The sequence below is a fragment of the Heliomicrobium gestii genome (assembly GCF_009877435.1).
Taxonomy (GTDB): Bacteria; Bacillota; Desulfitobacteriia; order Heliobacteriales; family Heliobacteriaceae; genus Heliomicrobium; species Heliomicrobium gestii.
Genome location: NZ_WXEX01000001.1, coordinates 250,345 through 269,675 on the forward strand (window position 1 = coordinate 250,345; position 19,331 = coordinate 269,675).

General features: G+C 54.9%; 15 protein-coding genes, 1 CRISPR repeat array and 1 riboswitch. Of the genes, 8 read left to right on the top strand and 7 right to left on the bottom strand.

Annotation, left to right across the window (positions count from 1 at the left end; translation table 11 throughout):
- Window positions 1–26: 26 nt before the first annotated feature.
- From GTO89_RS01200 to GTO89_RS01230, 7 genes are all read right to left on the bottom strand, one after another.
- The gene (locus GTO89_RS01200) at window positions 27–1,334 is read right to left on the bottom strand and encodes a B12-binding domain-containing radical SAM protein (RefSeq protein ID WP_161260225.1); all 1,308 of its coding nucleotides are present in this window, start codon (window positions 1,332–1,334) and stop codon (window positions 27–29) included.
- Window positions 1,327–2,142 carry a prenyltransferase/squalene oxidase repeat-containing protein gene (locus GTO89_RS01205; protein WP_207708909.1) on the bottom strand — a complete coding sequence of 272 codons (816 nt, stop codon included), beginning with the start codon at window positions 2,140–2,142 and terminating at the stop codon, window positions 1,327–1,329. Before GTO89_RS01205 ends, GTO89_RS01200 begins: the two co-directional genes overlap by 8 nt.
- Window positions 2,123–3,439 carry an amino acid--tRNA ligase-related protein gene (locus tag GTO89_RS01210; RefSeq protein ID WP_161260227.1) on the bottom strand — a complete coding sequence of 439 codons (1,317 nt, stop codon included), beginning with the start codon at window positions 3,437–3,439 and terminating at the stop codon, window positions 2,123–2,125. Before GTO89_RS01210 ends, GTO89_RS01205 begins: the two co-directional genes overlap by 20 nt.
- Window positions 3,426–4,643, bottom strand: coding sequence for a GNAT family N-acetyltransferase (locus GTO89_RS01215; RefSeq protein ID WP_161260228.1), 1,218 nt, complete (start codon window positions 4,641–4,643; stop codon window positions 3,426–3,428). The genes GTO89_RS01210 and GTO89_RS01215 overlap by 14 nt, the downstream gene beginning before the upstream one ends.
- A 9-nt stretch (window positions 4,644–4,652) precedes the next feature.
- On the bottom strand, window positions 4,653–6,011 hold the full coding sequence (locus GTO89_RS01220; RefSeq protein ID WP_161260229.1) for a hypothetical protein: 1,359 nt from the start codon (window positions 6,009–6,011) through the stop codon (window positions 4,653–4,655).
- A gap of 208 nt (window positions 6,012–6,219) precedes the next feature.
- A complete protein-coding gene (locus GTO89_RS01225; protein WP_161260230.1) occupies window positions 6,220–6,504 on the bottom strand; it encodes a PqqD family protein in 285 nt (94 codons plus the stop codon).
- A gap of 27 nt (window positions 6,505–6,531) precedes the next feature.
- The gene (locus tag GTO89_RS01230) at window positions 6,532–7,575 is read right to left on the bottom strand and encodes a radical SAM/SPASM domain-containing protein (protein ID WP_161260231.1); all 1,044 of its coding nucleotides are present in this window, start codon (window positions 7,573–7,575) and stop codon (window positions 6,532–6,534) included.
- Between the two features lie 229 nt (window positions 7,576–7,804).
- Between GTO89_RS01230 and cas1 the strand changes: the two genes are divergently transcribed.
- From cas1 to lysA, 8 genes are all read left to right on the top strand, one after another.
- The gene (gene cas1, locus GTO89_RS01235) at window positions 7,805–8,857 is read left to right on the top strand and encodes a CRISPR-associated endonuclease Cas1 (protein ID WP_161260232.1); all 1,053 of its coding nucleotides are present in this window, start codon (window positions 7,805–7,807) and stop codon (window positions 8,855–8,857) included.
- 2 nt (window positions 8,858–8,859) lie between these two features.
- Window positions 8,860–9,147: a CRISPR-associated endonuclease Cas2 gene (gene cas2, locus GTO89_RS01240; protein WP_161260233.1), complete on the top strand. Its 288-nt coding sequence runs from the start codon at window positions 8,860–8,862 to the stop codon at window positions 9,145–9,147.
- Complete coding sequence (gene cas4, locus GTO89_RS01245) at window positions 9,141–9,761, top strand: CRISPR-associated protein Cas4 (protein WP_161260234.1); 621 nt, start codon at window positions 9,141–9,143, stop codon at window positions 9,759–9,761. The genes cas2 and cas4 overlap by 7 nt, the downstream gene beginning before the upstream one ends.
- Before the next feature lie 78 nt (window positions 9,762–9,839).
- Window positions 9,840–10,772: a type I-A CRISPR-associated protein Cas4/Csa1 gene (cas4a, locus tag GTO89_RS01250; protein ID WP_161260235.1), complete on the top strand. Its 933-nt coding sequence runs from the start codon at window positions 9,840–9,842 to the stop codon at window positions 10,770–10,772.
- A 193-nt stretch (window positions 10,773–10,965) separates the two neighbouring features.
- Window positions 10,966–12,269: a CRISPR direct-repeat array (repeat unit 37 nt; unit sequence GTTTCACCGAATGACCCGATATGTAGGGGACTGAAAC).
- Window positions 12,270–12,378: 109 nt separating this feature from the next.
- Window positions 12,379–13,383, top strand: a complete 1,005-nt coding sequence (locus GTO89_RS01255) for a sugar ABC transporter substrate-binding protein (protein ID WP_328793841.1) — start codon at window positions 12,379–12,381, stop codon at window positions 13,381–13,383.
- A gap of 25 nt (window positions 13,384–13,408) precedes the next feature.
- Window positions 13,409–16,318, top strand: coding sequence for a hybrid sensor histidine kinase/response regulator (locus GTO89_RS01260; RefSeq protein WP_161260236.1), 2,910 nt, complete (start codon window positions 13,409–13,411; stop codon window positions 16,316–16,318).
- 132 nt (window positions 16,319–16,450) lie between these two features.
- Window positions 16,451–17,299, top strand: coding sequence for an MBL fold metallo-hydrolase (locus GTO89_RS01265; RefSeq protein WP_161260237.1), 849 nt, complete (start codon window positions 16,451–16,453; stop codon window positions 17,297–17,299).
- Window positions 17,300–17,471: 172 nt separating this feature from the next.
- Window positions 17,472–17,695, top strand: a riboswitch (Lysine riboswitch).
- A 158-nt stretch (window positions 17,696–17,853) separates the two neighbouring features.
- Window positions 17,854–19,167: a diaminopimelate decarboxylase gene (lysA, locus tag GTO89_RS01270; RefSeq protein ID WP_161260238.1), complete on the top strand. Its 1,314-nt coding sequence runs from the start codon at window positions 17,854–17,856 to the stop codon at window positions 19,165–19,167.
- The last annotated feature ends 164 nt before the right edge of the window (window positions 19,168–19,331 follow it).

Sequence of the window (19,331 nt, forward strand, 5' to 3'; positions counted from 1 at the left end):
CTTCGTGGCCTCTGAAGGCGTGTTGTTTATGTTAGCGTCCCTGCCGTCTCATAGGGCAGGCCGAAGCGCGCTATCTTCTGCCGCAACCGCGACTGATTCAACGCCCGGATCTCCTGTTGGAAGCGGTTCGATCGTGCCTTGAGATCCTTCAGCGGAAAGGCGTTCAAACCCATCTCCAGGGAGGCGAATAGATGGCGACGGCCGGCGGTCACGTCGGGCGAGAGCGAGGCGTAAAGGTCTGACCCAGCCATGTAGTCCAGGATCTTAATATTGACCTGATCGAGGGGGACCTTGCGGATGTAATCGAAGGTCTGCGCCATCGTCCCCTCCGTCTCCATGGGGGCGCCGATGATGAAATTGCCGACCGTGTAAATCCCAAGTTTGTCGGCAGTGTGGAGCAGGCTGGCCGTCTTTTCTAGATCGATTTTTTTGTCATAAAAGGCCTGAATCTCCGGGCAAGCCGTCTCGATGCCAAAACTAATCAGCGATACCGAAGCAGCTTTTGCCAGGCGAAGGAATTCTTCATCGATATACACCCAACTGCTCAAGGCGATCTTCATGCCCCGCGTCATCCCCGCATCGGCCAGCCGAGTAAGGAGCGCCTTGGCACGGGGCAGGTGAAAGCCAAAGTTGTCATCGGCCACCCACACGTTTACATATCCGCGCTCTTGGAGGTGAGCGAACTCGCGAGCGCTGTAGTCAACAGAGTGCTCCCGGTAGGCGCTGTCCCAGCCTTTTCGCTGACAAAAGCGACACCTGTTCCGGCAGCCGCGGCTCGTCTGAATAAGGGTGGACTTAGCCAAGTGCGGCTGGCGCCGCAGGCTGCCGCCATGCTCTACAAAGGGGGAAAGCATTTCCCGGTCGGGAAAGGGCAGGCAATCGAGGTTGTCCAATAAGCTCGGCAACGTGTCAGGTACGGCACTCCCCGCCAGGAGCGCTGCCACGACCGTCGTGATTGCGGCTTCTGGCTCGCCGGTAAAGGTAAAATCGGCCGATTCGACCTTGCGCGGAAAGAGGGCGCAGTCATAGCCGAAGGCGATGACCTTCACCTGTGGGTGGCTTTGCTTGACAAAAGCTGTCAACGCCTCGGCGCTGCCCAGGTTTTGGGCGCGTTTTAAGGGAAAACTGTCAAACTCGATGACGGCCACATCGGTTCTAACCAACTGCTCCGCCAGCGCCGTCATATCGAACGCTTCGACGGAGTAATCGTTGAGGCGCACCGAGTGACCCGCTGCTTTCAAGATGGCCGAGAGGTAGAGCAGGCGTAGGGAAAAGCCGAACCGAGCGTCCTTCGTCTCTTCTGGCTGGGGGTAGATGAGCAGGATGTCAGCCATCGGCCATATCTCCTGCATACGTTACCCCTTTTTGTACCGGTTCGCCTTTACGCGGCGCGTTCTTTGTGACACCCAGTTTCAATAGTTGCGTCATGGCATAAAGCCCCCAGGAAGCGCCATCTTCGATCTCGTGGAACCTCCAGATCCCGCTGGGCAGTTGGCGCGACACGAGCCAGTGGAAGCCCTTTTCAAACACTGCTGGCTCGACCTTCTTAGGATACTGGAGCAGGCCCAGCAGGGCGATGCTGGTGCAAAAAACATCGGTGTCGACGGGGTGAGACTTCCAGGGCGCAAAACCGCCGTCATCCCTCTGGTTGTCTGCCAGCCAACGCACCGTCTCATCGATGAGCCCTTCTGTCCACGGCTCATAGGCATTTCGCCGGAAGGCCATCAAGGTGTAGGCGGCCTTGTAGGTGAGAGAGTTTTTCTCAGAGATCCAGAGCCGCTCCAGGGAGGCCAATGTGTCCGGCGTCGCCAATTCCGGCAGGAGATAGAGGAGCGCCCCGGCCACGGGGATGCGGCTGATATCGCGGCGGGAACGGCCCCACAACCCTTCTGGCGTCTTGTGGGCCTGTAGATAGCGAAGTCCCTTTTCAATCGCCTCGGAGTATCGATTGGCTTCGATCTGTTGTAAAAATACCACATTCCAGAAGGTGTCGGCGACTCCCGCCCAACCCCCGTCATCATGTTGCTCTTCCAGGCAACGTGTCACGACTGGCTGGGGGATCGAGTTGGGTGACATGCCGCTCATGATCAGGAGGGCCGCCGTCTTGGTGATGCGCTTTAGCTCAATCTTTTTTCCGTTCATCTCGGCAACCATGTTTTTGAGCGAGCCTGTTGCCCGAATAATGTTTTTCAGATATGTCATCGTTCATCTCCATGCATGTCGTAATGCCATTAATGCTTGTGATGCCTGTAATGTCCGTCGTGACCGCGCCGTCATCGTGTGGATGCGTTTCGGAAAAGGTCATGTCCCGGTAGAACAGGTGGATTTGGCGGATGTTCGTGCAACCGAAAAGCCACATAAACAGCCGCTCCACGCCGAGTCCGAAGCCGCTGAGGGAAAAATTCGTGTAAGGCATCATACGCAGGTACCAGCCGAGCTGGCTTTCTATGTTCGCTCGTTTCAGCTTCTGCCGCAGCAGCGCCATATCTGTCTGCTTTTCATTGCCCTCTGCCGCCTCACCCACGCCGGGAAGGAGCAGGTTAAAGGACAGGGTATGTTCCCCGTCGACGGGCTTGGCCATCCAGGAACCGAGCGACCGGGGAAAATGGACGACAAAGAGGGGACCCCGTTCGGCGATCTCCCGCTCCCGCTGGCCGAGGCCCTTTCCACCGAAGCAGTACCGCGCCGCCAGTTCCCGGTAGTCGATGACGGGAAAAGGGGCTGCTGTTACCGCCTTAGCATCGATTGCCATAGCACTGGCGAATTCACTGCGAGCGAAGTCACCGACCACATCTTTGATCAGCCCTTCCAGGGCGGCCATGACGCTGGTTATCGTCTCGTTGACGGCGGCCACCTCCAGCATATCGAACTCAGCCAAGTGCCGGTTCGTCTTCGACGGTTCAGCGCGAAAACAGCGCTGGAGGGAATAGGCGCGGCCCAGTTGGGCGGTGTACACATTCAGGTAGAGGGCGTTGCTCGTCGTCAGCCGAGCCGACTTGCCGAAAAAGTTGGTGAGGAAGGCTTCTTTTTTATGAGCGCCCGGGTGGATCGCCGGGAGGCGGACTTCTGCAAAACCGTGCTCGCCGAGACGCAGGCGCAATCGGTCGAGGAGGAGGCTGTAGGCACGGAGGGCTTGCAATCGCTCCTCCGGCCAGGTGCCGCCCTCAGTCCGCTCCAGGGTTTCCGACTGGTCGACGATATGCAGTTCACCCGCGCACTCGCGGACGGCAAAACGGCAGTAGTCGTTCCGCTTCGTCGCCCGGATCCGGGCGAAGGCCTCCGCCGCCGTTTCGTCGCGTCGGCAGAGTAGCTTCACCCGCCGGTTCTGGGCCAGCACGTCAAAGAAGAGGATACCCCCAATGTCGCGGGCGGCCAGTACCCGGCCTTCCAGCCCAGTTATGGTCTCGGCCGCATTCACTTTCGTATCATCGGGCGTCATGATCTTTTCTCCAGTAGAGAATCTTCCCGTTGGGCGAGCGTTTCACCACTTGAAAACCGAGTCGTTCCTGTAAGCGGATGACGGCGCTGTTGTCAGCAAAGGTCTTCGACTCGAGGTAGCTGAATTTCTGCTCGGCCATCTGCAAGAGCCGTTCCCCGCACCGCTGGCCCCGACGGTCGCGGTGGACGATGATCTCTTCGATCATGGCGCCGTTATCGCTTCGGCCGCTCTCCCGGAGAAAACCGGCGAGGCCCCTGTCATCTTCCAGCAGGTAGATGTGTCGCTCATCGCGGATGTTGGCTTTGATCAGGTCAAGCTTCTTATCAAGGGCGAGGAACTTGCGTTCCTGTGGCGTCAACGTCTCAAAGAGCGCCCAGATTGTTTCTCGGTCAGACCGGAAGGAGCGACGGATCCAGGAACCCTCCCAGAAGAGCCGCTTGGAGTTGGCAAAGAGGATCTTTTCCTTATCGGCGTCAGCGATGGGTGCTTCGGTCACCGTCGCGAGTTCGGAGGGGTAAATGTCCTCGCCCTCCTGCGAGTAGGGGTAGTCGGAACCGAAGAGGATCCGGTCAGAGCCGATCTGGTTCACCATATCGGCTATAGTCTGGGGAGCGCGGATGGTGGAGGTGTCGAAGTAGAGGTCATCATAGCCTTTCAGCGCGGGGAGAATCAGATCGGCTACATCAATCCCGGTGAAGGGCCATTTCCGGCCCGAGTGAGCTAGTATGATTTTCAGTTTAGGGAAATCCCGCTTGAGCATACGGATCTTCTCAACTCGCTCCTTCATATGGGGGTGGATGAGGAGAATAAGGCCCTTCTGCTGCAACAGGTCGTACAGGGGGGCGTAGACCTTGGGGTCTTTAGCTCCCGTCACGTAGAAATGTTCCTTCACGCCCCGGAAGGGAGCCCCCTGGGAAAATCGTTCCGAAAGCTCCGGTGAAATAAGGGCGAATGGGATCATGAGTTCCTGGTTTTTTGCGTAAGCGTTGAGAATGTAGTCGTTCGCTTTGTTGATATCGGAACTAAGCAGGGCATAGGGAAAGACGACCGCCTTAAAGACGCCCTGTTTCTGGGCCAGGCGAGCGAAGCGCTCCCCGGTGTTGTTGTTGTCGTTGAGGTGAACGGGGAGTTTGTCAGCCTTGGTTGTGTTGTTTTCGATGATCCTTTTTTTACCAAGGTGGACGTGGGTGTCGAATATTTTCATATTTATCACCTAATCACGAAGATTCATACTTCCAATTTCTTTTTTTACGTGTTCTATAATTTCCATATCTTTTGGAAAACCTCGTCCGGACATCTCTAGTTGCTCCTCTTTTAGTTTACGCATAAAAAATACTTTGTCTTTGTAGTAAATCAATCTTGAAACTGCTTCTTTTAAAAGAGCTTCAACTTTTGTTTTCACCTTGTCTGAGTATGAGTTGTAATTCTTATAATACTCTATTCTTGCCAAATCCCATGGTATATTATAGTCGCTGTCGAGTTGTTTTGCAGCATCGTTTAAGTAGGACTCAGCAAGATCCAAATATTTATGAGCTTCTTCTTCACTTTTTTCGTCTGCTTCAATCTCGCTTTTTTTGTATAGCTTAATTTTTGCCAATTCTATAAGTACAACAGCTAGGTTACTTTTAGTCTGTGCATTTTCTTCGCTATCTCTTAACTTAAGCGATTTCTTATAATATTGCGCTGATTTTTCAAGAAACTCTTCTTTACCATCATATTCTTTGTTTTTATCATACTTCACTTTAAATAACTGTCCAAGCATGTGATATAGATATGGTTCGACCAATGAGTTAGACTGGAAAGGATACTCTTTTTCTATTTTTAAAAATATCTTCTCTGCATTTTCGATATCTTTTTTGGTAGGATTTTCGGTTAGTAGGTAGTGAGCTACAAGTATCTCCATCCATGGAATTTCATCGCTATCCTTCATTATGGTATTTTTAAATTTAATAAGTTTATTCCTTTGTTCATCGGTCAAATTCAACTTAAAAGATGATTTTACATCTTCGTTTTCCTCAATTATGTCTCTTGCTGTCTTGGTAAACTCCTTTCTGCTATACAATTCAACTATTTTATTCTCTATTTCTTTGTATCGTTCCGTCTGTTTTTTTAATTCTCTAATTGTATTCCAAGTGGTAACTCCAATAATGCCAACAAAAACAGCAACCGCGGCAAACAATGACGAATAAAAAGCATTTAAATTTGAGACGGTTAAAAAGTTTTCTACCTTCTCATTTTGTAAAGTTTCAATTTTCTTTAGAACATCAATTAATTCTTTCATCTCATCTTCTTTAATGTAATGCACCATATACTCTTGGTATTTTTCCTTGACCTGATATTGGGTTACTCCTTCAACGTTAAGATATATGTACTTCGGGGTTTGAGGAGAGTGATAATTGTATAGCCAATAACCTGAATAAAAGGCAAATAATATTGCAGCTACTACAGACAAATAAAGTAATGGATATTTTATCCCTTCCCATATATGGTGCATTATTTTATCAATCTTTTTTATAAAACTATTCATTATACGGGAAAGTCCTATTTTTTCTTCAAGAGTATATTTTTTCATTAATACATACTCCCTGTTCAATATTAAAATTATAGGAGATCGAAAAAATCGATCTCCCTAAGCCAACAGCCTATCAATTACAATTACAATTCGTACATCCGAAGCACCATTTCCCCTGGTTGAACTCTTCCCAGATCTCCTTCGTGAATTTCATTTCCTTGTCCTCTTCGAGCACGGGAGCCTGGTATTCCTTCTTCTGATCCAACGACTACTCACCTCCCGATATTAATATGCCCTTGTCCAAGCAGGAGTCGATCAAGGTGAGGAAGTCACGATCGATCGTCTGTGCGTCGGCACGGTACTCAGACTTCAGGCGAGATAGGATTGCATCAACGGTGGTGACACCGTCGAAAAGGGAGAGCATGTCATAGCTGACCTCGTTGAGGCGGAACATGGAACCGTCTTCGATATTGAAAAGGTAAAAACGGGCTTCCTGAAAATCGCCCTTGAACAGGCTAAAGCGGTCGGCGAGCTTATAGACCTTATCTGCCATCCCATCTCCTGCTTTCCGGTAATCTCTTTATCGCCAGCACTGCGGGTCTTCAGCCATCACATCACCGTTTATGGTGTAGGCGATGGCCCGACAACCGCCGCAGTTGCCCAGCGTCGGACAACCATGGCACTTACCCTGAAGCAGGTGCTTGTTGCGTAGCTTCCAGAGCGTCTGAGAGGTGTACCAGATTTTGAACAGCCCATCAGTCAAAACGTTGCCTAGGGGGATCTCCATCCGCCGGCAAGGGAGGGCGGTTCCGTCGTGGAGAATGCAGAGGCTGGAGAGACCGACTGGGCAGAACCCACCGATGTGCTCATCGATCAGATTCCAGAGGGGCCGGGAGACGCGTATCTTCAATTTGGAAGTTTTTTCCGCCTCCAGCTTCTTGCGGTAGATGCGCTTATAGATCGCCTGCAGCGTTTCCACTTCAATGAACAGGCGTTGCCGGTCGTCGTCGTTCATCGGCGTCACCCGCTCGATAGTCAGGGCGTCGACGCCGAGTTGCTGGGCCAGGTCGATGACGCCTTCCGCCTCGTCTTGGTTTAGGCGGTGCAAGGTGAACATGAGACTGACGGTGAAGCCCTTCACTTTCAGCCGCGCGATCCCTTCCAGGGCGCGGGCATAACTTCCCGATCCGCGAACCTTGTCATGGGACATCTCAGTTGCCCCGTCGATGGAGACTTGGATCTCCTTTAGTTTATCGTAAGCCTGCAGGCGGTCGACGATGCTGTCGTCGATCAACGTACCATTGGTGAGAATGCCGATCCAGTTAAAGTGCTCGGAACTGTTGAAGCGCTCCAGTAAATCACAGAGCAGATCCTTACGCAAAAAAGGTTCGCCGCCGGTCAGGGATATCCTGCCCCGTTTCCCCCATTTCGACAAAGCGTTGTCCAGGTGGAGGGCGATCTGGAAGATTTGTTCTCGGGGCAGTTCTTTCGTCGCATAACCCTGCTGGTAGCAGTGAATACAGCGCAGGTTGCAACTTTCGAGAAAGTGCCACTGAAAATAGAATCCTTCTTCGGCGGCGGGGATGCTTGCAGGTATACATGGATTCATTACATTTTCGTTCAAATTCCCTGTCTCCCCGTTCAAAAATAGGCTACATAAATCGTATCGTAGATCCTACGCACTTTCAAGAATACAAAATTAATCTAGGTGGGTGGTTACAAGCATACCATTTGACATTTTACTTTTTTGTTCATAAATAAATTTAAAATATAAAGGGTTGTCTAGACATACGAGTGAATAGCATGAGTTAAAATATGGAAAATTACTAATAATGACTCCTGGAGGTGATCCCATGAAACCCCTCGACCTCATCCTCGACTCCCCCGAGTCAGAAAAACAACATATCATCCTCTCCAACTTCGGCGCCAGCCTGGGCAAGAAGAGCGGGCGGCTCGTCGTTCGGGAAAAGGGCCAGATCGTCACGGAGGTTCCCTTTGATCAGGTGGAGCAGGTGACGGTGATCACCTCGGGCGCGTCGCTCTCTACGGATGCCATTGAAGAGTGCGTCCGCCACGGCATCGAGATCAATCTTCTCGATTTCCGGGGAACGCCCTATGCCAAGCTGTTCGCGCCGGGATTGACGGCCACCGTGAAGACCCGGCGGGAGCAGTTGCTGGCGTTCAATGATCAGCGCAGCCTTTTTCTGGCCAAGTCCTTTGTTCGGGGCAAGATTCAAAACCAGATCAACACGCTGAAATACTTCGCCAAGTACCGCAAGTCGGCCCGCCAGGAGGTCTACGCCTATTTGCAGGACGCTGCCATTTTGATGGAAAAGAACCTGCAGGAACTGACCGGCGTCGACGGGCTCAACATTGATGCTGTGCGCGGACCGCTCATGTCGGTGGAGGGACGGGCGGCGACGCGTTACTGGGACGCCGTGGCCTTTTTATTGAAGGGCTATGTGGAATTTCCCGGCCGGGAGAATCGCGGGGCGACCGATCCGGTGAACTCGCTGCTCAACTACGGCTATGCGGTGCTGGAGGCTCGGGTGCTGGGCGCGGTGCTGCAAGCTGGGCTGGATCCCTATGCCGGCTTTTTGCATGTGGACCGTCCGGGAAAGGCGAGTCTCGTCTATGACTTCATTGAAGAGTTTCGCCAGCCGGTCGTCGACCGCCCGGTCTTGGCGATGGCGATCGCCGGTGTAGAGATTGGCATGGAGGCGGATCGGCTCGGCGATGGGACGAAGCGGGAGTTGCTGGAGCGGATTACGCAGCGGCTATCGGCGTCGGAGCGGTTTGACGGCAAAAAGTATCCCTTGCAGGCCATTCTGCTCCGGCAAGCCCGCCGGATGGCCTCGTACCTTCGGGGCGATCAGAAGTACAAGCCCTTTGTCTGCGGCTGGTGACGATGAAGACGCTCGTGATTTATGACATTGAAATCGATAAGGTGCGCGTGAAGATTTCCGAGCTTTGCAAGGACTATGGGCTGAAGCGGATTCAGTACAGCGCCTTTTTCGGGGAGTTGAATACGAACCGGCGCGAGGAACTTCGCCAGCGGATCAAAAAGGCGTTGGGACAGACGGTCGGGCGGATTCACTTTTTTCCGATCTGTGACAAGGATTTGCGCCTCGTCGCGCAGGTAATGAATCTGCCGGAGGTGTTGATCGACGGCGCCGACGGAGAAGCCTCATGCTGACGTTGAAGGTGACCGATATCAACCAGTACGTGTATTGCCCGCGCATCCCCTATTTTACGTATGTACAACCGCTGAAGCCGCGACCGACGCCGAAGATGGATTTTGGCAAGGAGGCCCATACACGGCTGGACAAGCTGGAAAAGCGGCGCACCTTGGCCGCCTATCCCGAGTTGGAGGCGGGAGAACGCAAGTTTCACACGTACATTCACTCTGCCCGGCTTGGGCTGGAGGGAAAATTGGACTTGCACCTGGTTCATCGCGGAGAGATTTTTCCGGTTGAATTCAAGTCCACGTCGCGACGTCCGGGGCTCAATCACAAGTACCAGTTGACCGCCTATGCCATGTTGTTGGAGGAGCAATATCGGAAGCCGGTGCGGCGGGGCTATTTTAAACTGGTCAATCCCCTGGCCGACGGGGCGCGTCCGGAAAAAAGCGAGATCACCTTGCCGGTGGAGATCACTGTGCCGATGCGCGACTTTGTCAAGGATGTGTTGCGGCGCATTCGGGCGATGGTGACGCAGGAGAGTTTGCCGTCGCCGAAACGGCCGGGAAACCGGTGCCGAGACTGTGAGTACCGCATTTACTGTTTGGATCTGGGCGATTTGGCGCGCTAGCCGGAGGAGCTAGAAGGATGGCGTGACAAGCATGGCCTCGACGGATTCTGGCGCAAAAGCGCGGAGGGAGTGTGACAGATGTACTTTTTGTCTGATGAGGAGCGAAAAAAACTGCTCCATTATTACCTGCCGAAGGCGAGGCGAGAGGGTGTGGCGGAGGAACTGCGGGGCTGGAATTGGTCACAGCCGCCCTTGTCTCCTGTATACGATTGCCCATTGGGGGTCTTTGAGGTGGCGAGCGGCTATTGCAGTTCCTCCCGTGATGTGTACCTTCGCCGGGTCGAGGGCGCCCGGAGCCAGCCGAACGGCGCCATGTTTCAAGGCGCGTTGCTGCACGGGCTGATTGCCCGGCTTGTCGTGGCGACGAAACGGTTGATTTACGGGGAGGGTGTCGACGGCTATCGGGAGATCCTGCGCAAGCTGCAAGCGATGACCGTCTCGGATCTGCTCGATGCGAGCGCATTGGCGGGATTGGCGGCTCTGGCGGAAGCGGAGCGGCAGGATCTGGAGCGCAAGAGTCAAGTGTTGTTGGAGTTCGAGCGGGGAAGGCTCATTGCGAGGTTACAGGAGGCGCTGGTCAAGCAACCTTACATCGGTGAGGACGCGCTTTCGGCCTTGGCCGTTCCGGTGGTGGTCGAGCAAAAGCTGGACGGATCCTTTTTGGGGCTGAGCCCCCATTTGAGCGCTGACGCCTATAACATCGGTCAACCGATGATTGTGGAGGTGAAGTTTGGCGAGCCCCGCGATTTTCACCGGTTGGCTACGGCTGGGTATGCCCTCGTGATGGAGGCGGTCTATGAGCATCCCGTCGATGTGGGCTGTCTCGTCTATGCAACTTTTAAGGGGGACCGGGTAATCATCCGGCGGGATATCCACTTGATCGACGACGAACTCCGCCAATGGTTTGTTGAGGCGCGGGATGAGAAGGCCCGGATGATTTATGAGGAGATCGATCCAGGGCTCGCCAAGGATTGTCCGCAAGCCTGTCCTTTTGCCAGTCGTTGTTCGTAACAGAAATCGGCGATTGTTGCCGGGCGCGCGCTGGGGTACAATAGAATTGATGGTTTCCAAACTATGGTGTTTTCGCAAAGGGTAGGGGGTTTCGTGCAGAAGTCGACCTTTCGAAAAAATGGGTGGTTTTTATGGAGGTGATGAGGCTGGGAAGGCCTGATTTTAGAGGCTTTTTTCGGCCTAACCCCGTGCGGTTTCACCGAATGACCCGATATGTAGGGGACTGAAACTAGACAAAACCCTTATCGCGCCAGCCGAACCGGTCAGTGTTTCACCGAATGACCCGATATGTAGGGGACTGAAACAGCCTGGAACAAGTAAAAAGGTGGCTGCAACTCCCAAGGTTTCACCGAATGACCCGATATGTAGGGGACTGAAACGGGAGATAGGTATAGCGCCCATCTCCCACAGGTGCGTGTTTCACCGAATGACCCGATATGTAGGGGACTGAAACGCGGCTGCACGGCCAGCGTGAAGCGGATGGTCGTCTGTTTCACCGAATGACCCGATATGTAGGGGACTGAAACGAGGCAAAGGACGAAACCAGCACGGCCGCCGTGATGGCGTTTCACCGAATGACCCGATATGTAGGGGACTGAAACCTTTACTAAGCACGGTGTAGGTTTCTCCGTGAATCGTGTTTCACCGAATGACCCGATATGTAGGGGACTGAAACATGAAAGCCTCAACCGCTACCGGACTATCGCCGCAGAGTTTCACCGAATGACCCGATATGTAGGGGACTGAAACAACGCCGATATTCATTTCTCGCGCCGCCTGCTCCTGGGGTTTCACCGAATGACCCGATATGTAGGGGACTGAAACTGATGCGGTCGAGGATAGCGAGGTTGGCTTCCCGCAGTGTTTCACCGAATGACCCGATATGTAGGGGACTGAAACTCCCAGAGAATCTAGGAGCTATTATAGACGCCTGGGAAGTTTCACCGAATGACCCGATATGTAGGGGACTGAAACGATTTTATGTCAGCGTGACCAATATGATTTGATGCTTGTTTCACCGAATGACCCGATATGTAGGGGACTGAAACAGCGTTTCGCAAAGTTCTCTGTTCGTCGGCGGCTGTCGAGTTTCACCGAATGACCCGATATGTAGGGGACTGAAACGGAACACGGATTTCGTCAGGCGGACAATTTCCGTACCGGTTTCACCGAATGACCCGATATGTAGGGGACTGAAACACTGTTTACCTTGTGCAGCTTTACCGTGCCTTTGCCGTTTCACCGAATGACCCGATATGTAGGGGACTGAAACGTTCTGTCCCCGGAAGCATCCACCTGGCCGAGATAGTCGTTTCACCGAATGACCCGATATGTAGGGGACTGAAACGTAACTTGGCAAACATGGCCCTTCGCCAGCAGCGGTAGTTTCACCGAATGACCCGATATGTAGGGGACTGAAACGAGCCGCAGTAAACTGCGCCGCCTGCTCGCCGGTCACGGTTTCACCGAATGACCCGATATGTAGGGGACTGAACAGGGGCGAGCCCCTTGTGCCCAAAGACACATAAATTCCTGCCAGTAAAAAGGGAATCCCCCCAACGCCGTCGAACCCTTCAACCAATATGGTTGTAGGAAGGTGATTGGGGTGCTGAAAAGAGGGATTCTGCTCGCTCTTGCGTTTTTGCTCTCCCTTTCCCTTGTCGGTTGCGGCGGTCCGTCGAGCGGTGGATCGAAGTCTCTGATCGTGCAGGACAATGGCGCTGGTCAGCAGGCCGAGACCCAGAAGGCGACGCCGAAGAAAAAAATTGCCCTCGTCATGAAGACCCTGACCAATCCCTTCTTTATAGAGATGGAAAAAGGAGCGCGTCGCGCCGAAAATGAGCTGGGCGTCAACCTGATCGTCAAGGTGGGGGCCAAGGAAACCTCCATCGCGCAGCAGATCGCCATCGTCGATGAACTCATCGGCGACAAGGTCGACGCCATCGTCATCGCTCCCGGCAGTTCCACTGAACTCATCCCGGTCCTCAAAAAGGCCCAAGACGCGAAAATCCCCATCGTCAACATCGACAATCGCCTCAACCCCAAACTGTCTCAAGAGTTGGGCCTTGTCGACGTGCCCTTTATCAGCGTCAACAATGAACAAGGCGCTTACCTGTCGGCGAAGACGATCAGCGATAGGATCAACCGGCCGACGGAGGCGATCATTCTCGAGGGGATCCCGGGCGCCGACAACGGCGAACAACGCAAGCGCGGGGCGCTGCGGGCCTTTGAAGAGAATCGGAACATCCGGGTTGTCGCCTCGGAGACGGCCAACTGGAAGATCGACGAAGGCCACGATGTGACCGCCAAGCTCTTTGAACGGTATCCCAATATCGGCGCCATTTTCTGCGCCAATGACATGATGGCCCTCGGCGCTATCCAGTACCTCGATAAAGCGAAGAAAATGGGCGTTCTCGTCGCCGGCTATGACGCATTAGATGAGGCGAAGAAGGCTATCCGCGCCGGCAAGCTGCTGGCGACCATCGACCAGCAGGCCGACCTTCAGGGCTACAGAGGGATCCAATATGCCTACAAAGCGATCGAGGGCGAGAAAAATCCGCCGGAAACGATGGTCGATGTCAAGGTGATTCATGCGGGCAACGTGGAATAGGGCGGGGCGGTAGGAACGGGAAATGATGAACAAATCGCCGAGCCTGAACATTACCCAAAAATTCATCATCTATCTGCTGTTGATGAGCATCATCCCCCTGGTCGTGGTGGGGATGGTCTCTTTCAGCATGTCCAAAAGGATCATCCAAGAAGAGGTCAGCGCCTACACGCGCGAGTTGATGAGCAACCAGCGCGACTACATGGTGCGGATGCTGGAAGAAGTGGAGAGCCTGATCGCCAACATCTCCAGCATTGAAGACATCAAAGCGGTTGTCGATGATCGCGAGAAACGTCCTGACGACTACACCGGTTTGGCCACACAGGCGAAGATCGGCTACATCCTGAGCGGCTACACCAACCTGAAAGGCCTCGTCTCCATCGACATCTTTTCCCTCTCCGGCGCTCACTACCATGTGGGGGACACCCTCAATGTGCAGGCGATCCGCACAGAACTGAAAAACCAGATCTTTCAGCAGGTCTTGCAGTCCGACAAATCGGTCCTTTGGACTGGCATCGAAGACAATGTCAACGCCAATTCCAAGCACAAAAAAGTCATCACGGCGGCCAAGGTGCTCAAGATTTTTGACAGTGTGACGATGCGCGAAAAACCGATCGGCTTGCTGCTGGTCAACTACAGCGTCGACTCTTTTTACGATCACTTCATCCAGACCAACTTCGGCAAAGACGCCTTTATGATCATCGTCGACAGCAAAGACCGGATTGTCTTTCATCCCCATAAAGATAAAATCGGCAGTCAGATCAACCCTGAACTGTTGCGGGCTTTTAACGGCGATATCCAGACTTTTGACGAAACCATTGACGGCCAGGAGATGTCGGTCACCTTCAGCCGGTCACCCATGAACAACTGGAAGCTGATCAGCTTCATTCCCATCGACAAACTGACGGCCCGGACGAGCGATATCCGGAACAGCATCCTCTTGGCGCTGGCCCTCTCCATCGCCTTCGCCCTCTTTTTCGCCGTTCGCTTCAGCCGGCAGAACGTCAAACCCATCAAAGAGATCACCCGGCTCTTTCAGGAGATCCGCGAAGGGACCGTCGATTTTCAAAATCGCCTTCCCGAGGGCCCCCGCGACGAGATCGGCGATTTGATCCGCTGGTTCAACACCTTTTTGGATAGCCTGGCCGAGAAAAAACGGACCGACCAGGAACTGCTGCAATCGATGGAAACACAGATGCAGTTGACGATTCACCTGGAAAAACTGAACCGGGAATTGACAGCGGCCAAAGAGGAAGCGGAGAAATCGAACCAACTGAAATCGGAGTTTGTGGCAAACATGAGCCACGAGATCCGGACGCCCATGAACGCCATCATCGGCATGACAGGTTTGCTTCTCGATATGCCCCTCAACAGCCAGCAGCGGGAACTATGCCAGATCGTCCAGGATTCAGCCAATTCGCTCTTGACCATCATCAATGACATCTTGGATTTTTCGAAGATGGACGCAGGCAAGATGGAGCTGGAGTTGACCAGCTTCAATCTGGTCAATGTGGTCGAGAGCGTTGGCGAGATGATGGCGTCGAGAGCCTTTGAAAAGAAACTGAACCTGTCCACCTTCGTCGATCCGGCCACACCGCCGCTGCTGCTCGGCGACCCGGTGCGCATCCGGCAGATCCTGCTCAATCTGGTGGGCAACGCCATCAAGTTCACCCAGCAGGGGGAGGTGGCGCTGCGCACGACGGTTCTATCCGAAACAGAACAGGCAGTCGATCTGCGCTTTGAAGTCTCCGATACAGGCATCGGCCTTTCGGAGGAAGCCCGCCGCCGCCTCTTTCGCCCTTTTACCCAGGCGGACGGATCGACGACCCGCAGATTCGGCGGCACCGGCCTGGGCCTGTCCATCTCCAAAGGGCTGGTGGAGATGATGGGGGGGACGATCGGCGTGGACAGCGACATGGGAAAAGGGGCAACCTTTTGGGTGGAACTCCCCTTTTCTCGCGGAAGCGACAACGGGACGCCCGAGGAAACGGAAGAGTATCTCCGCGGGCGGCATGTACTGCTTGTCGGCGCCGGCGGCAGCAGTCGCGACAGCCTCCGCCGGTATCTGACCGCCTGGGGCATGACGACTGGCGTCACCGATGACGCCGACGAGGCGTTGCACCGTCTGAAAGAGGCCGCTGCCGCCCAGTCGCCCTATGATCTGGTGTTTGTCGAGTCAGGCCTGCCCGGTGTGGACAGCCTGGCCTTTGCCGAGCGGTTGCAGCGCCAGTTCCCCGGCGCCAACACGAAGCTGATCATGGTGACGGCCTTCAACGCCCGGGAAGAAGGGGAGCAGGCCCTTGCGAAGGGATACAACAGCTACATGACGAAGCCGGTCAAGCAGTCGCAACTGCTCGATTGCATCGCCAGCGCGATCATCGGTTCCCCTTTAGATACCCGGTCGGACGAACTGACGGAGACGCCTTCCGTTCAGGAACAGCCCAAGGCGGCGCCGTCATCGCCGTCTCCGACGCCATCGTCACCGATTCCACCAGCGCCGGCGGTGCCACCACCGTCTTCCGCTTCCTCTCCGTCGCCTACCGCGGAAATAAAAAGCAATGTGCGCATCCTGCTGGCCGAGGACAACCAGGCGAACCAGCGCTTGGCGCTGATGCTGCTAAAGAAATTCGGCTACGAGGCAGACGCCGTCAGCAACGGAAGCCAGGCGGTGGAGGCCTGTGCCACCGGGAAGTACGCCTTGGTGTTGATGGACTGCCAGATGCCGGAGATGGATGGCTTTGAAGCGACCCGGTTGATTCGGGCCGATCAGACCGCCGGCGGTCCCGTCGTGCCGATCATCGCCATGACCGCCAATGCGATGCAGGGCGATCGGGAACGGTGCATGGACGCAGGGATGGATGATTACATCAGCAAGCCCATCAACCGGGACGCCCTGCAAGCGGTGCTCGTCAAATGGCTTGCGGGCGAGCAGGCGTGACGCGCACTTTTTGTCGATTTTTTCATGGCGAGACAAAACAGCAGCAGGAAACGCCGCAGAACACAGCCAATTGAACACAATAAGATGGGGCGGCCCATCGTGGCGCAGACTTTGTTCCAGGAGGGAAGGCTTTTGTCCCAACGACGCTTCGATGTGACCTTTTGGGGGGTGAGGGGTTCCTTGCCCATCCCGGGGCCGCAGACCACCCAATTCGGCGGCAACACCCCCTGTGTTCAGGTGCGGATCGGAGATCGCGACTTCATCATCGATGCGGGATCCGGCCTCTATCACCTGGGACAGGCGCTTCGCAGACAGAGTGATGGCCCGGTGCAGGGGATCTTCCTCATCTCTCATCTGCACTGGGATCACATCCAGGGCTTTCCCTTCTTCGGACCGGCCTTTGCCGGACAAAACCGCTTCACCCTGTATGGGCAGGCGAAGCTGGGACGAACTTTTGAGGAACTGTTCCGGGGGCAGATGCAGCCCCCCTATTTTCCAGTCCTTCTCGACACCATGGGCGCGCAGTTTGACTTTTGTGATCTACGGGGTGGCGAAGTCCTGGAGCTTGACGACGGCGTCACTGTGCGGACCGTCTTGACCAACCATCCCGATGAATGCCTGGCTTTCCGGATCGAACAGGGGGGACGCTCCTGCTGCTACCTGAGCGACACGGAACATGATGGATGGAACGATCCACTGTTGCAGGCATTCATCGCCGGCGCCGATCTCGTCATCTATGACGCCTGCTACACTGACGGGGAGTATGACGGCAGTGAAGCCAGCCCTCCCCGCAAGGGCTGGGGGCATTCGACCTGGCAGGAAGGCGTCAAACTGGTCCGAGCGGCCGGGGCGAAGCAACTGATCCTTTTCCATCATGCCATGGAACGAACCGATGCCGATCTGGCGCGGATCGAGTCGTTGGCGAAGGCCGTCTATCCCGATTGCCTGGCGGCCCGGGAAGGAATGACGATCCACCTGTAAACCCGACGGTACGATCCGGTGACTGCTTTGACGGACACAGCGACCTTCTCACTGGAAACGGTGACGCCGGGAACAGGGACGGAGGAAGATTCTAACGCCTTGACAGCCTTTTTTTCGCATGCTAAGATGGGTTCAAGTTCACCACAAGTTCATAGATGCCTCATCTCCATTGAGGTGAGGTAGAGGCGCGGTTGATCAAGAGTAACTCCGGGAAGGTCCAATGGCATGGACAGGGCAACGGAGGGAAAGGGATGACCGCCGAAGTCCAGGTTTGCCACACCTGGGCTGGGTCTGCAGTGAAGAACTGCAGGACTGTCACCGGGGAACATTCCCACTTCAGACTCCGGCCGCTTGTGCCGGATGATGAAGGTTCCACGGTGGAGCGCTATCTTACGGGTTGTATGGGAAAGGGAGAGAGGCATTCGCAGGCGTATGCGCAAACCGCCGCCGGGGAATGACCCTGGCGGTTTTTGTTTTGCCTGGGGTTCTGCCAAATTTTCCCACAGACCATATAAATGAAACAAAGCACATTGTGATGAGGGGAGTCGGCTGCATTGAAACTACACGGAACTGCCGCCATCAACGAGCGGGGAAATTTGGCCATTGGGGGCTGTGACGCCACAGACCTGATCAAACAGTTTGGCAGTCCTTTGTATGTTATGGATGAAGCCCACCTGCGGGAAAACTGTCGGAAGTACTACGAGGCTTTCAGCGCCTCCGGCGCCGGGGAGGTGCTCTTCGCCTCCAAAGCCTTTATGAACATGGCCATGTGCCGCCTGGTGGAACAGGAAGGACTGGGCCTTGACGTCGTCTCCGGCGGCGAACTGTACACGGCCCGCCGCGCCGGATTTCCTATGGAAAAGGTCTATTTCCACGGCAACAACAAGACGCCGGCCGAACTGCGGCAGGCGATCGAGTACGGTGTCGGCCACATCGTCGTTGACAACCTCTATGAAGCCGATCTGCTGAACGCCATTGCCGGCGAACTGGACGCCCGAGTGCGGGTGCTGTTGCGCATCACCCCCGGCATTGACTGCCACACCCATGAGTTCATCCGCACCGGTCAGATCGACTCCAAATTCGGTTTCACCCTGCCCACCGGCCAAGCCCTTGCCGGCGTCAAAGCCGTCTTGGCCCTCGGCAACCTGATCTATGACGGCATCCATTGCCACATTGGCTCCCAGATCTTCGAATTGGAATCCTTCAGCTATGCCGCTGAGGTGATGATGACCTTCGTCGACGAGATTCGCCGTGAGACAGGGGCGGAAACGGCGATCCTGAACCTGGGCGGCGGTTTCGGCATCCGCTACACCGACGCCGACACCCCGGCCGATGTGGCCGACTATGCCCGCATCGTTCTCTCCGCCGTCGCGCTGGAAGCGGAAAAACGGGGCCTGCCCACACCGAAGGTCCTCGTCGAACCGGGCCGTTCCATTGTGGCTACGGCCGGCACAACCCTCTATACGATCGGCTCTGTCAAGGAGATCATCGGTGTCCGCAAGTATGTCGCCGTTGACGGCGGCATGACCGATAACCCCCGTCCGGCCCTCTACGGCTCCCGCTACGAGGCCATGCTGGCCAACAAGGCCACCCAGGAGAACGAAGAGGTTGTCTCCATTACCGGCAAGTGCTGCGAATCCGGCGACATGCTGCTCTGGGATGTGTCCTTGCCGAAGGTGGAGAGCGGCGATGTGCTGGCCGTCTCCTGCACCGGCGCATACAACTACACCATGTCCATGAACTACAACCGCATCGGCCGTCCCGCTGTCGTCTTTGCCCGTGAGGGCAAAGGGGCTGTCGTCGTCGAGCGCGAGAGCCTCGACGACCTGATCCGCAACGACCGGATCCCCCCTTATCTCCAGCGGTAAAGAGTTTTGACGGGTGCCAACGAAAGGTGGTGAAGCACATGTCGGAAAAATTCTACGAGATGATGATCGAATCGATGAATCAATCCTCCGAGGCCCAAGCGGAACGCCAGGGAACCGACGATGCCGCTGACACCACGGCCGAAAAAAACAACCGATAATCACGG

Excerpts from the sequence above, each read along its gene's own strand:
- GTO89_RS01215 (WP_161260228.1), bottom strand. The coding sequence starts at position 4,643 with ATGAAAATATTCGACACCCACGTCCACCTTGGTAAAAAAAGGATCATC.
- GTO89_RS01220 (WP_161260229.1), bottom strand. The coding sequence starts at position 6,011 with ATGAAAAAATATACTCTTGAAGAAAAAATAGGACTTTCCCGTATAATG.
- cas4 (WP_161260234.1), top strand. The coding sequence starts at position 9,141 with ATGCTGACGTTGAAGGTGACCGATATCAACCAGTACGTGTATTGCCCG.
- GTO89_RS01225 (WP_161260230.1), bottom strand. The coding sequence starts at position 6,504 with ATGGCAGATAAGGTCTATAAGCTCGCCGACCGCTTTAGCCTGTTCAAG.
- cas4a (WP_161260235.1), top strand. The coding sequence starts at position 9,840 with ATGTACTTTTTGTCTGATGAGGAGCGAAAAAAACTGCTCCATTATTAC.
- cas2 (WP_161260233.1), top strand. The coding sequence starts at position 8,860 with ATGAAGACGCTCGTGATTTATGACATTGAAATCGATAAGGTGCGCGTG.
- GTO89_RS01200 (WP_161260225.1), bottom strand. The coding sequence starts at position 1,334 with ATGGCTGACATCCTGCTCATCTACCCCCAGCCAGAAGAGACGAAGGAC.
- GTO89_RS01260 (WP_161260236.1), top strand. The coding sequence starts at position 13,409 with ATGAACAAATCGCCGAGCCTGAACATTACCCAAAAATTCATCATCTAT.
- cas1 (WP_161260232.1), top strand. The coding sequence starts at position 7,805 with ATGAAACCCCTCGACCTCATCCTCGACTCCCCCGAGTCAGAAAAACAA.
- GTO89_RS01210 (WP_161260227.1), bottom strand. The coding sequence starts at position 3,439 with ATGACGCCCGATGATACGAAAGTGAATGCGGCCGAGACCATAACTGGG.
- GTO89_RS01205 (WP_207708909.1), bottom strand. The coding sequence starts at position 2,142 with ATGAACGGAAAAAAGATTGAGCTAAAGCGCATCACCAAGACGGCGGCC.